Below are 19,110 nucleotides of genomic sequence, written 5' to 3' on the forward strand. Positions count from 1 at the left end.
GCGCCACACGGGCACCTGCCCCCACCGGAACCGGTGGGCGGGCGGGTGCCCGAACTGTTTTCCGGGTCCGGTGGAAGCTGAAGAAGTGTGCGGCACAGGATGATCGGACTGTTCGAACAGGTCCGGTTCCGGTCCGATGGCGAATTCGTAATTACACGAACCGGTTTCGCATCAGCCGAATGGGCAGGGTGTCAGGTCATGAAATCGTCATGACCTGACCGGTGTGATGGCCGTATCGGTGTGTCAGGGTTTGTGCGCGGCGCTGTAGGAGGACGGATGTCGGCCATTGGGGATGATCTGCGGCGGGTGGTGCGCGGGCAGGTGCGCGTACCGGGGGAGAGCGGGTTCGACGAGGCGCGGCGGGCCTGGAATCTGGCTGTGGAGCAGCGGGTTTCGGCGGTGGTCGAGGTCGCGGACGCGGCCGACGCGGCGGCGGTGGTGCGGTACGCCGGCCGGGCCGGGCTGGCGGTGAGCACCCGGGCCACCGGGCACACTCCGACCGCGGCGGCGGACGGCACCGTGCTGGTGAGGACCGGGTCGCTGAGCGGGATCGAGATCGATGCGGCGGCGCGGGTCGCGCGGGTTCAGGCGGGGGTGCGCTGGGGTGAGGTGGTCGCCGAATCCGCCGGGCACGGGCTGGTGGGCGCCATGGGGAGCTCACCGGTGGTCGGGGTGACCGGGTACACGCTGGGCGGCGGTGCCGGATGGTTCGCGCGCGGCCGGGGTCTGGCGGCGACGCTGGTGCGGGCGCTGGATGTGGTGACCGCCGACGGGAATCATGTTCGGGTGGACGCGGATTCGGAGCCGGATCTGTTCTGGGCGCTGCGGGGCGGCGGGGGCGACTATGCGCTGGTGACGGCGCTCGAATTCGAATTGTTCGAGGCCGGTGCGCTTTTCGGCGGTCGGATGCTGTGGCCGGCCGAGCGCGCGGCAGCGGTGCTGGGCGCGTTCCGGGAGGCGACGGCGGAAGCGGCCGAGGAGCTGAGCATCTGGCTGACGCTCATCCAATTCCCGCCCTTTCCACAGGTTCCCGCGTTGCTGCGCGGGCAGTCCATGGTGGCCGTCGACGTACTCGCCCAGGGTGAGGTGACCGGGCCGCTGCGCCGGTTCGACGAGATTCCGGGCGTCGTGCTCGATACCCGCCGGCCCCTGGACCCCACCGGTATCGGCGGCATCTGCATGGAGCCGGTCGATCCGAGCCCGGCCCGGGTGCGCGGGGAGCTGCTCACCGAATTCTCGGACGCGGTGGCCGAGGCGCTGCTGGCGGCGGCCGCGCCCGGCGGCTTGGTGTATCCGCTGGCGCTGGTGCAGGTGCGGCATCTGGGCGGCGCGCTGACCCGGCCGCCGGCGAATGCCGGTGTGGCGGGCGGCATTCCGGAGCCCTACCTGCTGTCCATGCTGGGCCCGGCGCCGTCGCCGCAGCACGCGGCGGCCGTGGTGGAGCGTCGCGCCGCGATCGCCACCGAGCTGTCCCGCTACTCCTCGGGCCGAAAGCCGTTCACCTACTTGGATTCCGGTGACACCCCGGCCGACGCCTTCGAACGCGGCGAGCTGGACCGGCTGTGGGAGATCAAGCGCCGGGTCGATCCGCGGGGCGTGTTCCGCAGCAACTTCCCGGTGGCCGCGCCGCTCACCGAGCTGGACCGGGCCATCCTCGACGCCCCGGTCTGACCTCCGGCACCCGGCCGGGGCGTGAGCGGACTCACGACCGTGACGGGATGGGGGATGCCCGGCCCGGTGTTGCGCAATTCCATGGCGAACTCCGCACCCGGGACCGACGCGGCCCTCGACGACCTCGACCGCAGCGCCTCCGTGGCCGTGCCGGAGGTGCGGCGGTGGCCGGTGGCCGCGATGCTCGCGCTCGCCCTCGGCGGGTTCGGCATCGGCACCACCGAGTTCGTGACGATGGGTTTGCTGCCGGATATCGCCTCGGCCATGAAGGCGTCCGAACCGACCGCGGGACACATTGTCTCGGCGTACGCCCTGGGCGTGGTCGTCGGTGCGCCGGTGATCGCCGCGCTGTGCGCGCGGGTCCCGCGCAAGCGGCTGCTGATGGCATTGATGGTGGCGTTCACGCTGGGCAACGCGGCCAGTGTGGTCGCGCCCAGTTTCGCGACGCTGACCGTGGCGCGGTTCGTGTCGGGTCTGCCGCACGGCGCGTACTTCGGCGTGGCCTCGCTCGCGGCGGCCTCGCTGGCGCCGGTGGGACAGCGGGCCAAGGCGGTTGCCGTGGTTATGCTGGGTTTGAGCGCCGCCAATGTCGTCGGCGTTCCCGCGGCCACCTGGCTGGGCCAGAGCCTCGGCTGGCGGGACGCTTTCGTGGTGGTCGCCGTGATCGGTATCGCGACCGTCGCCGCCATCTTCCGCTTCGTGCCCGAACTGCACGGCATCCGCATGACCGACCCGCGCACCGAGCTGACCGCCCTGCGCCGGCCCCAGGTCCTGCTCACGCTGCTGGTCGGCGCGGTCGGCTTCGGCGGCATGTTCGCGGTCTACACCTACATCACCACCACCCTCACCGATGTCGCCGGTCTCCGGGTCGGTCTGGTTCCGGTGGTGCTCATGCTCTTCGGACTCGGCATGGTCGCGGGCAATATCGCCGGCGGCATCCTCGCCGACCGCGGTGTGGATCGCGCGGTCTTCATCGCCCTGGTGGCCATGGTGGTGATCCTCGCCGGTTATGTTGCGGCAGCGCACAATCCGTACACCGCGGCCCTCGGCGCCTTCCTGGTCGGCGCGTCGGGCGCGGCCCTGGCTCCCGCCCTCCAGACCCGCCTGATGGATGTGGCCCACGATGCCCAGACCCTCGCGGCCGCCCTCAACCACGCCGCCCTCAATATCGCCAATGCCGCCGGCGCCTGGCTCGGTGGCCTGGTGATCGCCGCCGGTCTCGGCTACACCGCCCCCGCCGCGATCGGCACCGCCCTGGCGGTAGTCGGCACCGCCCTCTTCGGATCGACCGTCCTGATCGCCCGCCGTTCGCGGACTCGGGCCTGAGCCAGGGGGCGCGCACAGCCGCAATTCCGGCGCGAACATACACGGTTGTATGTAAGTGTAAGATCCACCCATGACCAGCTCCGCCGTCTCGAAACCGCCGCGCCGCACCCAGGAACAACGCAGCAGCGAGACCCGGACGCGACTGCTGGACGCCACCATCGAGTGCCTTGTCGAGTACGGCTACGCCGGGACGACGACGCCGCGGGTGGCTGAGCGCGCGGGGGTAACCAGGGGCGCGCAGGTGCACCATTTCGGTTCCAAGAGCGAGTTGGTGGTCGCGGCGATCAGTCATCTGGCGCAGCGCCGCACCGAGGCGGCCATGGCGGAGATCCGGCGGGTCCGCATCGGGGACGATCCGATCGGCGAGACCCTGGAGGCCATGTGGGAGCTGCATCAGGGCCCGCTGTTCATCGCGGCCATCGAATTGTGGGTGGCCAGCCGCACGGATAGGGTGCTCGCCGTCGAGATGGAGAAGGTCGAGCCGTTCGTGAACAACGCGGTGCTGCTGGCCGTCGCCCAGCTGGTGCCGAATGAGCTGGACCGCAAGAACGTTCGCGATTTCGCCTACACCGCCATGGACACGCTGCGCGGAATCCTGGTGACCAACTTCATCTCTCCCGATCCCGAGCGCGCGCACCGGCGCTGGCTGCGTGCCTCGGCGCAGTTGCGGCTGGCGGCCGAGGCACGGATGCCCGACTTCCGGATCGCCGATGAATAGCTGATCACTTCCGCTCGAAGGCCCCCGCCACTGTTCGTGGTGGGGGCCTTCGTCGTTCGCGAGGGTGGGGCGACCGCATCGGCGGTATGCCCTGCCGCACGGTCCGGAGCTGCCGATCTTGCGCGGGAAGCTGAGAATCGCGCCGAACCCTTGCCTGCTTACATACAGCTTTGTATGTTTGTTTCCGTTCCCCTATGTGAGGAGTTCGATGACGAACAAGGTCTACGTCGTCGGCGTCGGCATGACGAAGTTCGAGAAGCCGGGGCGGCGCAAGAACGAGGACGGCAGTGACTGGGATTACCCGGACATGGCCCGCGAGTCGGGGACCAAGGCCCTCGCCGATGCCGGAATCGACTACCGCGAGATCGAGCAGGCCTATGTCGGCTACGTCTACGGGGAGTCCACCTCCGGTCAGCGCGCCGTCTACGAGCTGGGCCTGACCGGCATTCCGGTGGTCAATGTCAACAACAACTGCTCCACCGGATCGACCGCGCTCTACCTTGCGGCACAGTCGATCCGGGGCGGGCTGGCCGACTGCACGCTGGCGCTGGGCTTCGAGAAGATGCAGCCGGGCTCGCTCGGCTCCACCTGGGACGATCGCGAACAGCCGATGGCGCGCCACATCATGGCGCTCGCGGAGATCTCCGAGGTGCTGTTCCCGGTGGCCCCGTGGATGTTCGGCGCGGCCGGGCGTGAGCACATGCAGAAGTACGGCACCACCGCCGAGCACTTCGCCAAGATCGGGTACAAGAACCACAAGCACTCGGTGAACAACCCGTATTCGCAGTTTCAGGACGAGTACACGCTCGACGACATCCTGGGCTCGCGCATGATCTACGACCCGCTCACCAAGCTGCAGTGCTCGCCGACCTCCGACGGCTCCGGCGCGGTCATCCTGGCCTCGGAGGAGTTCGTGGACCGCCACGACCTGTCGCGGCAGGCGGTGGAGATCGTCGGTCAGGCCATGACCACCGACTTCCAGTCCACCTTCGACGGCAGCGCCAAGAACCTCATCGGCTACGACATGAATGTCCGTGCGGCCGAGAAGGTCTACGCGCAGGCGGGACTCGGCGCCGAGGACTTCCAGGTCATCGAGCTGCACGACTGCTTCTCCGCCAACGAGCTGCTGCTGTACGAGGCGCTCGGGCTGGCCGAGGAAGGCGAGGCCGGGCATCTCGTCGATTCCGGCGCGACCACGTACGGCGGCAAGTGGGTGGTGAACCCCTCCGGCGGCCTGATCTCCAAGGGACACCCCTTGGGCGCAACGGGTCTGGCGCAGTGCAGTGAACTCACCTGGCAGCTGCGCGGCACCGCCGACCAGCGGCAGGTCGACAACGTCACCGCCGCCCTGCAGCACAACATCGGGCTCGGCGGCGCGGCCGTCGTGACGGCCTACCAGCGCGCGGACCGCTGACCCGCCCCTTTCATCCTTGACCTACGAAGAGGTAATCCCATGGGACACATCGAAGCCTCCAATGACCTGAACGCCGCCCCCGACAGTCTGTGGGCCGTGGTCTCCGACCCGCAGACCTGGGACAGGTGGTTCTCCATCCACGAACGCTGGATGGAGGAGCCGCCGGCCGTGCTGGCGCCGGGCGCGAAGCTGACCGCCAAGATCCTGATGCTCGGCATGGCCAACAAGATCGAGTGGGTGGTCGAGAGCGTCGACGCCCCGAACAAGCTGGTGCTCAGCGGCACCGGCATGGCGGGGGTGAAGGTGCAATTCTCCTTCGACATCACCGCCGAGGGCGACGGCAGCCGGTTCGCGGTGTCCGGCGATTTCGAGGGCGCGCTGATCAAGGGCGCGCTGGGCAAGGCGGTGGAGAAGGACGGCCTCACGCAGCTGGACAAGACGCTCGCCGCGCTCGACGCCCTCGCCACGGCGGCCTGAGCGCGGGCGGGCGGACGAGATGACTTCCACCGCTGTCGAATTCAACGAGTCCGGGCTGGGCGCCTGGTCCGACGAGGAGGCGTTCGAGGTCACCCGCGAGCGGATCGCCGAATACGCCGCAGCCACCAACGATCCCATCCCCGCGCACCTGAAAGGCGATGCGGCCCCGCCCATCTTCGCCATCGTGCCGGTCTTCGAGGCCATGATGATGCCCGTCATCGACGTGGCCCCGATGAGCATCTTCGGGCGGGTGGTGCACGGGGAGCAGGACTTCCACTTCCACCGGCCCATCCGTCCCGGCGACAAGCTGGTGTCGCGGGCCAAGGCCATCGGCTTCGAGGGCAAGGACAACGGCTCGACCATCACCATCCTCATCGAATGCCGGGCCGAGGACGGGGAACTGGTCAACGAGCAGTACCTGACCGCGTTCTTCCGCAATGTGGACGCGGGCAAACAGGTGGGTGACCAGGCGCCGCCGCACCGGTTCGATCCGGCGCTGCTGGAGCAGGAGCCGCTGGCCACCGTGGCCGCGCACGTGGACGCCGATCAGACGTACCGGTATTCACCGGCGTCCGGTGATCCGGTGCCGCTGCACCTCGACGATCAGGTCGCCCGGGACGCCGGTCTGCCCGGCATCATCGCGCACGGGCTCTGCACCATGGCCATGTCGTCGTGGGGCGTGCTGAGCCAGGTCGCCGGCTCGGATGTGGCTCGGCTGCAACGGTATGCGGTGCGCTTCTCCAAGATGGTGTTCCCGAACGACGACCTCGAGACGCAGATCTGGAAGGTCGGCAGCGCGCACGGGGTCACCACGTATGCCTTCCGGACCGTGCGCGGTGACGACACCGTGCTGAGCGACGGCCTGGCCGAGATTTCCGACAACTCTTAGGGAGACTTTCATGGGTGCACTCGACGGACGGGTCGCCATCATCACCGGGGCCGGGCGCGGTATCGGCCGCGAGCACGCGCTGCTGTTCGCCCGCGAGGGCGCGGCGGTCGTGGTGAACGACCTCGGCGGCAGCAATGCCGGTGAGGGCGCGGACACCGGCCCGGCGCAGGAGGTGGCGAACGAGATCATCGCCGCAGGGGGGCGGGCGATCGCGAACACCGACAGCGTGGCCGAGTGGCAGGGCGCGAAAAACCTGGTGGACCAGGCGGTCTCGGAGTTCGGACGGCTGGATGTCGTGGTGAACAACGCGGGCATCCTGCGCGACGCATTCGTGGCGGGCATGGACGAGTCGCAGTGGGACGCGGTGCTGGCCGTGCACCTCAAGGGGCACGCGGCGGTGCTGCGGCACGCGGCCGGGTACTGGAAGGACCAGTCGAAGGCGGGCAACCAGCCTGCCGCGGCGGTGATCAACACCGCGTCGGCCTCGGGCACCACACTCCCCAATGCCGGGCAGGCCAATTACGGTGCGGCCAAAGCGGGCATCGCCGCGCTCACCCTGGTGGCGGCCGATGAACTGGCCCGCTACGGCGTGCGGGTGAACGCCATCGCGCCGATCGCGCGCACCCGGCTCACCCTGGCCACCCCGGGCATGGGCGCGATGATGGCGGCGCAGCAGGCCGGGCTGGAGGAAGGCGAATTCGATGCCTTCAGTCCGGCCAATATCTCGCCGCTGGTGGCGTATCTTGCCACCGAGAAGTGCCCGATCACCGGCAAGGTGTTCGCGGTGCAGGGGGGTGCGATCTCCGAACTGGCGGGCTGGCACGACGTGAAGACCATCGAGACCGAGGGGCCCTGGTCCATCGACGATATCGCCGGGCGACTGCCGTAACAGAAAGGCGGACAACGATGTTCGAATGGTCCGAGACCGATGAGCTGATCCGCGGCGCGGTGCGCGGCTTCATCGACAAGGAGGTGCGCCCGCACCTGGACGCCCTCGACAGCGGCGAGATGCTGCCGTACCCGATCATCCGGAAGCTGTTCGCGGAGTTCGGCATCGACGCGCTGGGCGCGGAATCGATCGCCAAACTGCTCGCCAAGCAACGCAGGCGGGAGGAGGCGCTGGCCGCCGGGGAGCCGTTGCCGGAGCAGAAGGCGAAGTCCGGTGACGGCGGGCCGTTCTCCGGGCAGGAATCGCTGATGGCGGTGCTCGTCAGCGAGCTGTCCGGGGTGTGCATGGGGTTGGTCACCGCCATGGGGGTGAGCATCGGCCTCGGCGCGACCACGATTCTCTCGCGTGGCACCCTCGCGCAGCAGGAGCGCTGGCTCGGCGACATCGTGACGATGAAAAAGGTTGCGGCATGGGCGATCACCGAACCCGACTCGGGTTCGGATGCCTTCGGCGGGATGAAGACATATGTCCGACGCGACGGCGAGGACTACATCCTCAACGGGCAGAAGACCTTCATCACCAACGGACCCTATGCCGACATCGTCATCGTCTACGCCAAGCTCGACCAGGGTGACGGCGCGGACAAGCGGGATCGCAAGGTGCTGACCTTCGTGCTCGACAAGGGCATGGAGGGCTTCACCCAGGGCAAGCCGTTCAAGAAGATGGGCCTGCACGCCTCACCCACCGGCGAATTGTTCTTCGACAATGTGCGATTGAGCAAGGATCGGCTGCTGGGTGAGACCGAACAGCACGAGGGCGGCGACGGACGCGAGAGCGCTCGTTCGAGTTTCACCGCCGAACGCATCGGCGTGGCCTTCATGGCGCTCGGCATCGTCAACGAATGCCACCGGCTCTGTGTGGATTACGCCAAGACCCGCAAGCTGTGGGGTCAGGAGATCGGCCGCTTCCAGCTGGTTCAGTTGAAGCTGGCCAAGATGGAGATCGCACGGATCAATGTGCAGAACATGGTCTTCCACGCCCTCGAACGGTCCCGCGCCGGCAAACCGCCGACGCTGGCCGAGGCGTCGGCCATGAAGCTGTACTGCTCGGAGATCGCCACCGAGGTCGCCATGGACGCCGTCCAGCTCTTCGGCGGCAACGGCTACATGTCCGAGTACCACGTCGAACAGCTGGCCCGCGACGCCAAGTCGCTGATGATCTACGCGGGCAGCAACGAGATCCAGGTGACCCACGTCGCCAAGGGCCTGCTCGCCTACTAGGCGAGCAGGACTCCGGGGCCGCCACCCGTCGCCGGTGGCGGCCCCGGAGGCATGCGGTCTACGGAACCGAGACGGGCCGCAGGCAGCTCTCCAGAGGCAGGATGATCGAGCAGAGGGCCGGCTTGCGGGTGGGGCGGTAGTCGGCGGGGACGCCGCCCTGTGCGGTGATGACCTTGAAGGCGGGGACGGCATCGGTGGGGCGGCGGGTGAGGGTGGGGTCGGTCTTGGCGTCCACCGTGTAGAGGCCGAAACGTGGTGAGTAGCTGCCCCATTCGTAATTGTCGGTGAGGCTCCAGTAGTTGTAGCCGATCACGTTGATGCCGTCGGTCTTGGCGCGCTGCAGCCAGTAGACGGTGTCGCGCAGGTGGTCGGCGCGGTCGTAGCCGTCGCTGCGCGGGGCGGCGTTGTCGGTGGGAAGTCCGTTCTCCACCACGTAGATCGGCAGGCCCGGGAACTTCTCGGTGTAGGTGCGCAGGTCGTAGTAGATGCCCTCGGGTTCGATGGCGTTCTTCCACAGTTCGTCACCCAGCAGTGCGGTGCTCGGCAGGTGGGTCAGGGAGGCGCCGTAGTAGAAGTCGACGCCGATGTAGTCGAGCTTGCCGCGGATGCGGTCTGCGAACAGCAGGTCGGTCAGGTTCTGCACGATCGGGTACTGCGCGATATTGCTGGTCACCTTGGCGCCGGGCTGCCGGCTGTGGATGTAGTCGTAGATCGCGGAGTGCGCCTGGACGAGCCGGTCGAACATGGGCAGCGCGTCGAGCGCCCCGATGTCACCGATCTTGATCGATTGCGCGACATAGCCCATGGGCTCGTTGATCGTCACCCACATCGGGTCGTCCGCCGCGTACCGGTCGACCACCCGGCGCATATTGGCGAGCCAGTCCGCCACCATGCCCTGGTTCTTCCAGCCGCCGCGGTCCGCCTCCCAGCCGGGGATCACCCAGTGGTCGAGGGTGAGCATCGGCCGCATCCCGGCCGCCCGGATCTTCTGGACGACCTGGTCGTAGAAGCGGAAGTTGGCGTCGTCCCACACCCCGGCCTGCGGCTGCACCCGCGCCCATTCGATGCTGAGCCGGTACACCTTCAGGCCCATCCCGGCCGCCAGATCGATGTCCTCGGCGTACCGGTCGTAGAAGTCGACCGAATTGCCGTACGGGTCGTGCGCCTTGCCGGAATTCGCGTACCGCAGCCAGTTGCTGTCCGGCGCATGGCCTTCGGACTGGAAACCCGCCATGGCCACACCCCACAGGAAGTCGGGGCCGAGCGAGGGCACGCTGGTCGGCGCACCGCCGGCGCTGCCGGTCCCGGACCCGCTGGCACTGCCCGAACCGGACCCGCTGGAGCTCCCGGATCCGGAGCCGCTGTCGGCCGGCGCCGCCCCGCCCACCGCGGGCCCGCCGGCCACAATGGCCAGTGCGGACAGGACCGAACACAGAACCCGCGCAGTTCTCATCTCAGCGAAATCTCCCCACAGTACGTCGAACACGGCCCGGGACCGCTCGATCGGATGGCCGCCCAGACTCTACTGGTCATGCGTCCAACATGGGAGTGTTTCACTTAATATCGGGTTTGTCGGAGGTCGTGGCTAGGGTTCGGTGCGTGACCGATCGGGAGCGTTTCGCGCCACTGGTGTTCTTCGAATACGACCACAAACCCGGGCACTACTGCCTGATGCTGTCGGACAACCACATGCTCGCCACCGAAGCCGTCTTCGCCGAATTCGGCTACGAGGGAGGCGGTTACGGCTGGGCGGGGGTGGCGCGCTCGGCCGTCGCCACCCAGGAGACCGAGCTGGGGGAGCGGGTGAACTTCGATCCGGAGGCGGGCATGTTCGTCGCGTACGGCGAGGACGCCGAGGCGCTGCGGGCACTCGGGGCGCTCCTGCGGGAGGCGGTCGCGGACCCCGCCACGCTGCGCCGGCTCATCGCCGCCGGCGATCCGGAATGGTTCGACTGAACGAACCCCGCTGACCGCGCACTGCGATCAGCGGGTGCCGCAAAGGATTTCGATGCTCAGGGCTTGCGAGACAGCGCGGCGGAGATCAGCTGCTCCCAGACGCTGAGGTCGTGATGATCGCTGCCGATACGGGCCACACCCTCGGCGGTCGGCTCCGGCCGCCACAGCGAGCAGGGCACCAGGCCGGGCTCGAGGATATCGAGATCGCCGAACAGGGCCAGGATCTCCTCGTCGGAACGCCAGCGGCCGCGGCCGAAGCTGTTCAGCAGCTTCTGCTCGGCGACCCGGGTCTCCTCGTTGAAGCCGGAGCGGAAGTGGGAGATGTAGAGCATGCTGCCCGACGGGATCTGGTCGGCCCAGTAGCGGACCACCTGCTCCGGCTTCTCGTCATTGTTGAGGTGGTGCAGGATCGCGCTGAAGACGACGGCCACCGGCTGCGAGAAGTCGATGAGCCGCTCCACATCCGGATGATGGCGGATGCTCTCGGAATCCCGCAGATCGGCCTGGATGACGGTGGTGAATTCGTCGGTCTCGAGCAGCGCGCGGCCGTGGGCCAGCACGATCGGATCATTGTCGATGTACACCACACGCGGCTCGGACAGATGCCGCTGTGCCACCTGGTGCACATTGTCGGCGGTGGGCAGGCCGCTCCCGAGATCGATGAACTGCTTCACGCCGCTGCGGGCGATCTCGCCGACGGCGCGAACCAGGCAGTTGCGATTGGCGTACGCGATATCCACCGAACCGGGCAGATCCCGGATGAAGAAGTCCCCGATCTCCCGGTCGGGAGCGTAGTTGTCCTTGCCGCCCAGGAGATAGTCGTACACCCGGGCGATACTGGGCTTGGACTGGTCTACCTTCGGTTGTTCCGTCATTCTCCACACACCCCTGTCGGTATCTGATTTGCCCTCCGCTTCGCTCCGGGCGGGTTCGCGGCCCTGGAGGTCTCGTTACTTCCCTCCTTGCGCTCCCCCGCTTCGCTCTCCGCTCCGCTCAGTCCAGAACGAGACGGGCCGCGAACCTGGCGACGTGGATCCGTCGTAATCCTATGTAACCGAAAGAGTTCCGGTGCGCTGTTCCGGGCAACGCCCGATGTGCCGGAGAGCGAGGGTGATTCGGGGCCCGTCACACCGCGCGCAGGCGGGTGCGGCTGGCGTAGACGTGTTCGGCGATCAGCGTCGCGATGCGGTCGGGCGCCTCCAGCATGGGGACGTGCCCGACACCGTGCACCAGGATGCGGTCCGACGACTCCGGCAGTTCCGCCAGGAAACGGCGGGCGTACAAGCGATTCGGGATCACCCGGTCGTTCTCGCACATGAGCAGCCGCACCGGGGTGCGCAGCGTCGCCAGGTGTTCGAGGGCCGGGAATCGCAGGCCGCTCACCAGCATCGGCAGCATGGCCGCGCAGTGCGTGGCCGAGGTGATCGCCGCCTCGAGACCGGCCCGCGAGGCCGCCTCGGTGTTCTTGGCGAGCAGCAACGCCACCGCCTGCCGCACGAGTCCGCTGTAGGCGATGGCATCCGGCAGATGCTTGCCGATCTGCACGAACGGCACCATCGACAGGAACTTCAATCCGACCCGAAATTGCAGCGTGGACGGGGTTTGCCAGCCGCCCGCGGGTGCGATAGCGGTGAGGGTGCGGGCCCGGCCGCGGCGCGCCAGCTCGAAGCCGACCCAGCCGCCGAGCGAATTGCCCGCGATATGGCAGGTGCGCCAGCCCATCTCGTCGAGCTGATCCTCGACTCGGTCGGCAAGGACGCTGACATCGATGTACCAGCCCTCGAGTTCGGGGCCGCCCCAATGTCCGGTGAAGGCTGGAGCGAACACTTCGCAATGACTCGACATGCGCTGTGCCACCTGCTCCCAGCAGTGCGGGGACATCATGAATCCGTGCAGCAGGAGCAGTGGTTCGCCGGAGCCGGTGTGGAGCGCGCGGATGGGCGCGGGCGGGGCGGTGGGCCGGGTGGTGCCTGACGTCATCGTCGTCACCCCTTCCTGGACCTCGATGTCCGTGAAGAGAGTCGGTAAGGCGCATTGTACGGTCGTGAAGTGGCGAAAATCATCAGTACGTGCAACGTGAACGGCGTGCGTGCCGCGTCGGGCAAGGGACTGCTCGAGTGGCTGGCCGCGACCGAGGCCGATATCGTCTGCCTGCAGGAGACTCGGGCGACCGATGAGCAAACGCGTAGCGCGCTGGCGCCCGCACTGGACGCCGGCTGGTTCCTCAGCCATGCCGAACCGGGCCTCAAGGGACGTGCGGGCGTGGCCATCCTCTCCCGGCACCAACCCGACGCGGTGCGCGTCGGCGTCGGCCTGTTCCAGGACGGAAACTGGTCTCCCGCAGCGGAATTCGCCACGCTCGGCCGTTATATCGAGGCCGACTTCGAGGATCTCACCATCGCCAGCGTCTACGTCCACACCGGCGAGGCCGACACGCCGCTGCAGGACGAGAAGTACCGTTTCCTGGACGCCATCGGCGCGCGCATGCTGGCCCACCCGGGCGAGTTCGTGATCATGGGCGACTGGAACGTCGCCCACACCGAACTCGACATCAAGAACTGGAAGGGCAACGTCAAGAACGCGGGATTTTTGCCGCAGGAACGCGCCTGGGTGTCGTCCATGCTGGCCGCCGGCTACGCGGACGTGGTCCGCGACCTGCACCCGGGCGTGCCCGGCCCCTACAGCTGGCACTCCTATCGCGGCCGCGCCTTCGACAACGACGCCGGCTGGCGCATCGACTACCAGCTGGCCCGCGGCGACATTGCCGCTCGCGCCAAACAGGCCGTGGTCGAGAAGGCCGCGACCTACGCCGAACGCTGGTCCGACCACGCGCCGGTGACGGTGCAGTACCGATGAAGAAGCAGAGCGCTGGTCGGACCGTGCGCCTGTGACCGTCCCCCTGCGGGCTGAATCAATGTAGTTCCGGGGATCTCTCCGGTGCGGACAGCGGACCGCACCGGGTGAGCCGGTGGCTCGGCTTCTGTGCGCTGAGCCGTTCGGTATGTGTCGGTCCTCAGTTCACCCCTTTCCGTGGCTACCGAGCTATCGGAGTGGTCTTCGGGTTCCAGCGCTTCGTCCAACTCGCGGCGTGGAACCTTGGTCCTCCAGTGGTGGCACACAGCAGGGTTCACGGTCTGAAGTTCAGCGAAAGCTGTTACACGCCTGGGGTTTCCGCCGACATGCGCCAGGCTCGGAGTGATCACTACCGCCGAGTCGATCCGGCGCAGCAATCGGTACAGCATCCCGATACGGTCATGGTCCGAGTTGTCCGCAACCAGCACACCGGACACCCGTAACCCCAACTGTTGGGCTCTCTGCCGCGCGTAGAACTCCGCCCAGCTCAGGTCGGCTTTCGTGGTCAGCAACGGCCGGAAAATGTAGATCACTGCCTTGTCCGGGTCTGCCACGGCGCGTGCCATTTCGATTGCTTCCGTCAGGGATTCAGGCAATCCATCTGGTTCCGACATCTCCGCCCCTGTCGTTGGTTGGTGAGGCATCCAGGACGGGGCCTCTCTCACCGGCCCCGAACGTCTAGACCGACGCTACGAACCGTGAACGGCACCGGTCCACGATCATGCACATTCGTGCACATTTCAGATATTCCGATGTCATCGTCACTACGACGGAGCAACAATTGAAGGACCCCGTGCAACTTCAAGCACGGGTTCACAGGGAGGAACGATCATGTCGTTACGTTTTCTGGGCAAGGGTGGAAGCACTGGCAACGGATGCCCTTCACTGCTTGTAGATGACCAGCGCGGGTATGTAGTCCAGGCGTGGAAAACCGACCGTGTTGACACCGTCGAGCTGCCTCACCTGTTACTCGGGTTCCTGGAACCAGATACGTTCATCGGAGGGACGTTGACCGACACCGGTCGGGGGACGTTCACCCTCCGGGGAGCGCCGGTCACGGATGCGGAAACGTTGGGACAGTTGGATATTGCCGAGGATGAGACTGTGATCCTGGTACCGAGACGAGAGAGGGCGTACTACGGTGCGGCTAGTACCCGATGAGGGTTTCCCGGCCCTGCTTCGGTCCTGCAAGCGGGAAGCGTTCCACTTGGAGGTCCTAGACTCCTACGCCGAACCGTACGAGCACGAACCGCTGAGGCGGTTCCTGGCAGGGGAACCGGACGACTACGCCTGGTTTCAGTCGTGGACTGAGCTTGTGGAGGAAACAGCCGGCCGTGGTGTCGCGGTCACCCGGGTTCGTATCGTCACTGAGCCGCACACCGGCTACACCCAGTTTTCTCTGGCGGTAGCTGAGCTGAACTCCCGGGCAGGGGAAGACATCCGGTATCTGCCGCGACATCTGGCAGGGGAAGTCCCGCCGGATGACTTCTGGTTGTTGGATGATGAGCTAGTGATCTTCTCGGCGTTCGGGGAACGCGGAGGCTGGTCGGGAGCTGTCACCACCGATCCGCATATTGCCGATTACTGCAACCGGCTGAAGGAACGGTTCTGGCCGCTGGGTATCCCGTACCTGAAGTACGTCAACCAGCGACATGCGGAAGCGGGTCACTCAACGGGGGCGGAAGGCATCCATCCCCAGTGACTGAATCGATTCACCAACAGCGCGAATCTCTCGGGGCACGGCTTCGGGAGATTCGTTTTCATGCGGGTATCAGCGGTGCTGAGCTTGCCCGGCGTAGCCATTGGGATCCGAGCAAGGTTTCCAAGATCGAGTATGGCAAGGTCAAGCCTTCGCGTGAGGACCTGGAAGCCTATTGCCGGGAGTGCGGTGCGGGGGATCAGCTCTCGGACTTGGTTGCGACCCGGCAGAACATCGATACGGCGTATCTGGAGTGGCGGAAGGTGCTGAGTACCGGGACCCGGCGACGCCAGCAAGCGTCCATCAAATGGGAGTCGGAGGCTCGGATACTCCGCTGGTATGAACCGGTGCTTGTTCCTGGGTTGCTGCAAACCGCCGACTATGCCGCAGGCATTCTGCGGAAGGTGATCGAGTTCCAGCAGATACCGAATGATCTGGACCAAGGCGTGTCCAAGCGTATGGAGCGTCAGCAGGTGTTGTATCAGCGAGACCACCTGTTTCATTTCGTCATCGCTGAGCAAGCGTTGTACACCACGGTTGGTGATGATCAGGTCATGGCTGGCCAGATGGACCGCTTGCTGGCCGTCCAGGGGATGCCCCGGGTGACGTTGGGGATCGTCCCCCGCACTGCACCGTTCGAAACCGCCACCACAGGTTTCGTGATGTTCGACTCCAAAAAGGTTTTGGTGGAAGAGATTACGGCTGAGCTATCGATTACTCAGCCGCGAGAAATCAGGGTGTACCACCGGACGTTCGATGTTCTGGTCAACCAGTCGGTGACCGGTGAGGCAGCGCGGCGGCTGATCCGTCAAGCGCTCGAAACGCGGTCTCACTGAGGTTGGCGCGAACTTCTGGGTGCGCGGTCACCTGTTCAAGTGCCGAAACATTCAGGTCGGTGGTCGCCACGGCCGCTGTCCGTTCCTCTCCAGCACACACGGTTCCGGCGGTGCTCCGACTGCCGGGCAGTGACGTAGATTCGTCTGTCATGACGGATAGCCGAGCGACCAGCAAGGCGCTCAACAGGGTCTGTGGCAGGGTTTCTTCCCTGTTCAACCGGGATGCCGTGGCAGGTGGAACCAGTTCGATTCGGTTGCTGATCGACTGCCGGCTGATGGTGCAGCACCGATGAAGAAGCCGTCCAAGAAGCAGAGCGCCTGGCTGACGCTGGGGGTGGCGGTGCTGTTGCTGATCGTCGCCATCGTCGCCAACCGGATCGACGATCATCCGCGAGACACCGGCAGCGCCAAGCCCGTTGGCACCTCGGTGGTCAAGACGGCCGCGAAAACCGGTGCCACGCCCGGCGTCGTCGGTCAGTCGGCGCCGCCGTCCAAGGTGGCCGGGGTGCCCGACCAGGTGTACAGGACACTGGTGGAGATCGATGCCGGACGCTGGCCCGGGTCGGCCAACTCGCCCGGCACCCACGGTGGCGACACCTGGAACAACCGGGACGGCAGCCTGGCCCGGAAGGACGCCTCCGGCAGGGCGATCAACTATCAGGAATGGGACGTCAATCCCAAGCAGCCCGGGCAGACCCGCGACGCCGAACGCATCATCACCGGCAGCGACGGGTCGGCGTATTACACCGGGGACCACTACAAGACCTTCACCAGGATGCGCTGATGACCGAGCCCATGCCGCTCTCGCAGTTCCTCTCCGCCCCCGCCGCGGACATCGCCGAACGCCGGGCCCCCGCCCCGGTGCTCGGGGTGCTGCCGGTCGGGGCGGCCGAATTCTCCGGTGTCCGTTACCAGATTCCGGAGGGCTACCTCGCGCGGGAACTGCGCGGGCGCAAGATGCGCACGGTTACCGAGGTTTTCGACGAATTCGCGGCCGCGTTCCAATTCCCCTATTACTTCGGGGAGAACAAGGACGCCTTCGACGAGTGCCTGCGCGATCTCGACGAATTCGCCGGAGCCGCACAGGGATACGTGGTGGTGATCCGCAACGCCGCGCTCATGCTCGACCGGCAGCCCGACGAGCGCGACTGGTTCGCCGAGGCGATGGCCGACTGCGCGGCCGTCTGGGCGGCCCGCGGCATCCCGTTCCGGGTGGTCCTCCAGGACGCCACGCCGCCCGGACTGCCGGTGATACCCCTGGCTCTGGACCCCGAAACCGAAAATTCTTGATTCATCGGGTTTTCCTCGTCAGTTAACCTGCGGTCGAACAAAACTGTCCTGGACGCTGCAATGGTTCCGCTATGCGATCGCGGTCGACGCGATCCGGATAGACCTGGAGGTTCCATGCCCGCCTCGGCACTCCGACGCCGCCGCCCGAGCCCGGCAGTCGCCCATGGCCGACGTTTCGGCAAACGAAGCCGCGCCGCCGCCGCGTTCGCCGCGCTGCTCGCGCTGAGCGCCACCTCGTGTTCGTCATCGTCCGACAAGGTGGCCCCGGACACCGACACAGCGACGCCCATCAAGCACATGGTGGTGATCTTCCAGGAGAACGTCTCCTTCGATCACTACTTCGGCACCTACCCGAACGCCGCCAATACCGACGGCACCAAGTTCACGGCGCAGCCGAACACGCCGAAGGTGGACGGCCTCACGCCGGATCTGCTCACCAAGAACCCCAACAAGGCGCAGCCCGTGCGCCTCGGCGGCCCGGGCCAGCAGATCACCTGCGACCAGGACCACGAGTACAAGGACGAGCAGCTCGCCCTCAACGGCGGCAAGATGGACCAGTTCGTCGAGCACACCAACGTGTCCGAGGGCAAGTCCTGCAAGGCGCCGGTCTACGGTCCGCAGGGCCTGGTCATGGGCTACTACGACGGCAATTCGGTGACCGCGCTGTGGAACTACGCGCAGCACTACGCCATGAGCGACAACTCCTGGACCTCCACCTTCGGCCCGTCCACCGTGGGCGCGCTGAACCTGGTCGCGGGCCAGACCCACGGCGTCACCAAGATGGAGCCGCCCAAGCCGGGCCAGCCCTTCCCCGCCGACACCGTGCTGGAGAACGCCGGCAACGGCCAGGGCACCGTGGTCGGCGACCCGCAGCCCTATGGCGACGACTGCTCCAGCCGCGACACCGTCCAGATGACCGGCACCAATATCGGTGACCTGCTCTCCAAGAAGGGCGTCAGCTGGGGCTTCTTCCAGGGCGGCTTCAAACCGACCGAGACCAAGGACGGCAAGGCCGTCTGCGGCGCCACCCACAATGTCGGTGTGGCGCTGGGCGGTACCGGCAAGACCGGTGACAAGGCCTGGGACACCAAGGGCGACTACATTCCGCACCACGAGCCGTTCCAGTACTACCCGTCCACGGCCAACCCGCACCACCTGCCGCCGACCTCGGTCGACAAGATCGGCCACGACGATCAGGCCAACCACCAGTACGACCTGACCGACTTCTGGGCCGCCGCCGACAAGGGCAACATGCCCGCCGTCAGCTACCTGAAGGCCCCCGGCTACCAGGACGGCCACGCCGCCTACTCCGACCCGCTGGACGAGCAGCAGTTCCTGGTGGAGACCATGAACCACCTGCAGAAGCTGCCGGAGTGGAAGGACACCGCGGTCGTCATCGCCTACGACGACTCCGACGGCTGGTACGACCACACCGCTCCCAAGCTGGTCATGAACTCCGCCTCCGAGCAGGACGCCTACAGCGGTCCCGGCGCCTGCGGTGACGCGAAGGCGAATCCGGCCAAGTATCAGGGTCGTTGCGGTTACGGCCAGCGCGTCCCGCTGCTGGTCGTGTCCCCGTACTCGAAGACCAACTTCGTCGACCACGGTGTCACCGACCAGGCCTCGGTCCTGAAGTTCATCGAGGACAACTGGAAGACCGGCCGCATCGGCGACGACTCCTTCGACGAGAAGGCCGGCGCGCTGGACGCCCTGTTCGACTTCAAGGCGGCCGCCCAGCCCACCCTGCAGCTCGACCCGAAGACCGGCGCCGCGAGCTAGCGCCGCACTCCTCGACCGCCCGGCCCGATCCAT

At 66.8% G+C, this 19,110-nt stretch carries 18 protein-coding genes; 15 read left to right on the forward strand and 3 right to left on the reverse strand.

The window, feature by feature from the left end:
* Positions 1 to 276 precede the first annotated feature (276 nt).
* From ON33_RS05005 to ON33_RS05040, 8 genes are all read left to right on the forward strand, one after another.
* A complete protein-coding gene (locus ON33_RS05005; protein WP_051151656.1) occupies positions 277 to 1,671 on the forward strand; it encodes an FAD-binding oxidoreductase in 1,395 nt (464 codons plus the stop codon).
* A gap of 81 nt (positions 1,672 to 1,752) precedes the next feature.
* A complete protein-coding gene (locus ON33_RS05010; protein ID WP_083868614.1) occupies positions 1,753 to 2,997 on the forward strand; it encodes an MFS transporter in 1,245 nt (414 codons plus the stop codon).
* Between the two features lie 70 nt (positions 2,998 to 3,067).
* Positions 3,068 to 3,715 carry a TetR/AcrR family transcriptional regulator gene (locus ON33_RS05015; RefSeq protein WP_040855685.1) on the forward strand — a complete coding sequence of 216 codons (648 nt, stop codon included), beginning with the start codon at positions 3,068 to 3,070 and terminating at the stop codon, positions 3,713 to 3,715.
* A gap of 208 nt (positions 3,716 to 3,923) precedes the next feature.
* On the forward strand, positions 3,924 to 5,129 hold the full coding sequence (locus tag ON33_RS05020) for a lipid-transfer protein (protein ID WP_040855686.1): 1,206 nt from the start codon (positions 3,924 to 3,926) through the stop codon (positions 5,127 to 5,129).
* 39 nt (positions 5,130 to 5,168) lie between these two features.
* On the forward strand, positions 5,169 to 5,606 hold the full coding sequence (locus ON33_RS05025) for a type II toxin-antitoxin system Rv0910 family toxin (protein ID WP_040855689.1): 438 nt from the start codon (positions 5,169 to 5,171) through the stop codon (positions 5,604 to 5,606).
* A 19-nt stretch (positions 5,607 to 5,625) separates the two neighbouring features.
* A complete protein-coding gene (locus tag ON33_RS05030) occupies positions 5,626 to 6,495 on the forward strand; it encodes a MaoC/PaaZ C-terminal domain-containing protein (RefSeq protein WP_040855691.1) in 870 nt (289 codons plus the stop codon).
* 10 nt (positions 6,496 to 6,505) lie between these two features.
* Positions 6,506 to 7,384 (forward strand): SDR family oxidoreductase, encoded by an 879-nt coding sequence (locus ON33_RS05035; protein WP_040855693.1) that lies wholly within the window; start codon positions 6,506 to 6,508, stop codon positions 7,382 to 7,384.
* A gap of 17 nt (positions 7,385 to 7,401) precedes the next feature.
* Complete coding sequence (locus ON33_RS05040; protein ID WP_040855696.1) at positions 7,402 to 8,664, forward strand: acyl-CoA dehydrogenase family protein; 1,263 nt, start codon at positions 7,402 to 7,404, stop codon at positions 8,662 to 8,664.
* A gap of 58 nt (positions 8,665 to 8,722) precedes the next feature.
* Here the strand turns inward: ON33_RS05040 and ON33_RS05045 are convergent, their stop codons facing one another.
* Positions 8,723 to 10,117, reverse strand: coding sequence for a family 1 glycosylhydrolase (locus tag ON33_RS05045; protein ID WP_040855812.1), 1,395 nt, complete (start codon positions 10,115 to 10,117; stop codon positions 8,723 to 8,725).
* A gap of 146 nt (positions 10,118 to 10,263) precedes the next feature.
* On the opposite strand from ON33_RS05045, the gene ON33_RS05050 reads away from it, so the two are divergent.
* Positions 10,264 to 10,620 (forward strand): Imm51 family immunity protein, encoded by a 357-nt coding sequence (locus ON33_RS05050; protein ID WP_051151657.1) that lies wholly within the window; start codon positions 10,264 to 10,266, stop codon positions 10,618 to 10,620.
* 56 nt (positions 10,621 to 10,676) lie between these two features.
* On the opposite strand, the gene ON33_RS05055 is transcribed toward ON33_RS05050, so the two are convergent.
* Both ON33_RS05055 and ephH read right to left on the reverse strand, forming a co-directional pair.
* The gene (locus ON33_RS05055) at positions 10,677 to 11,495 is read right to left on the reverse strand and encodes an SAM-dependent methyltransferase (protein WP_040855698.1); all 819 of its coding nucleotides are present in this window, start codon (positions 11,493 to 11,495) and stop codon (positions 10,677 to 10,679) included.
* Positions 11,496 to 11,745: 250 nt separating this feature from the next.
* Positions 11,746 to 12,600 (reverse strand): epoxide hydrolase EphH, encoded by an 855-nt coding sequence (ephH, locus tag ON33_RS05060; RefSeq protein WP_051151658.1) that lies wholly within the window; start codon positions 12,598 to 12,600, stop codon positions 11,746 to 11,748.
* A gap of 69 nt (positions 12,601 to 12,669) precedes the next feature.
* Here ephH and ON33_RS05065 point away from each other — a divergent pair, with 69 nt between their 5' ends.
* From ON33_RS05065 to ON33_RS05090, 6 genes are all read left to right on the forward strand, one after another.
* The gene (locus ON33_RS05065) at positions 12,670 to 13,476 is read left to right on the forward strand and encodes an exodeoxyribonuclease III (protein ID WP_040855701.1); all 807 of its coding nucleotides are present in this window, start codon (positions 12,670 to 12,672) and stop codon (positions 13,474 to 13,476) included.
* Between the two features lie 1,138 nt (positions 13,477 to 14,614).
* On the forward strand, positions 14,615 to 15,175 hold the full coding sequence (locus ON33_RS05070) for a DUF6879 family protein (protein WP_051151659.1): 561 nt from the start codon (positions 14,615 to 14,617) through the stop codon (positions 15,173 to 15,175).
* Entirely contained in the window at positions 15,172 to 16,008 is an 837-nt protein-coding gene (locus tag ON33_RS05075; RefSeq protein ID WP_040855703.1) for a helix-turn-helix domain-containing protein, read from the forward strand. The genes ON33_RS05070 and ON33_RS05075 overlap by 4 nt, the downstream gene beginning before the upstream one ends.
* 289 nt (positions 16,009 to 16,297) lie before the next feature.
* On the forward strand, positions 16,298 to 16,792 hold the full coding sequence (locus ON33_RS05080) for a guanyl-specific ribonuclease (RefSeq protein WP_040855706.1): 495 nt from the start codon (positions 16,298 to 16,300) through the stop codon (positions 16,790 to 16,792).
* On the forward strand, positions 16,792 to 17,298 hold the full coding sequence (locus ON33_RS05085) for a barstar family protein (protein WP_040855710.1): 507 nt from the start codon (positions 16,792 to 16,794) through the stop codon (positions 17,296 to 17,298). The genes ON33_RS05080 and ON33_RS05085 overlap by 1 nt, the downstream gene beginning before the upstream one ends.
* Positions 17,299 to 17,412: 114 nt before the next feature.
* A complete protein-coding gene (locus ON33_RS05090; protein ID WP_083868603.1) occupies positions 17,413 to 19,077 on the forward strand; it encodes a phospholipase C in 1,665 nt (554 codons plus the stop codon).
* Positions 19,078 to 19,110 lie beyond the last annotated feature (33 nt).

The sequence above is a fragment of the Nocardia niigatensis NBRC 100131 genome (assembly GCF_000308655.1).
GTDB lineage: Bacteria > Actinomycetota > Actinomycetes > Mycobacteriales > Mycobacteriaceae > Nocardia > Nocardia niigatensis.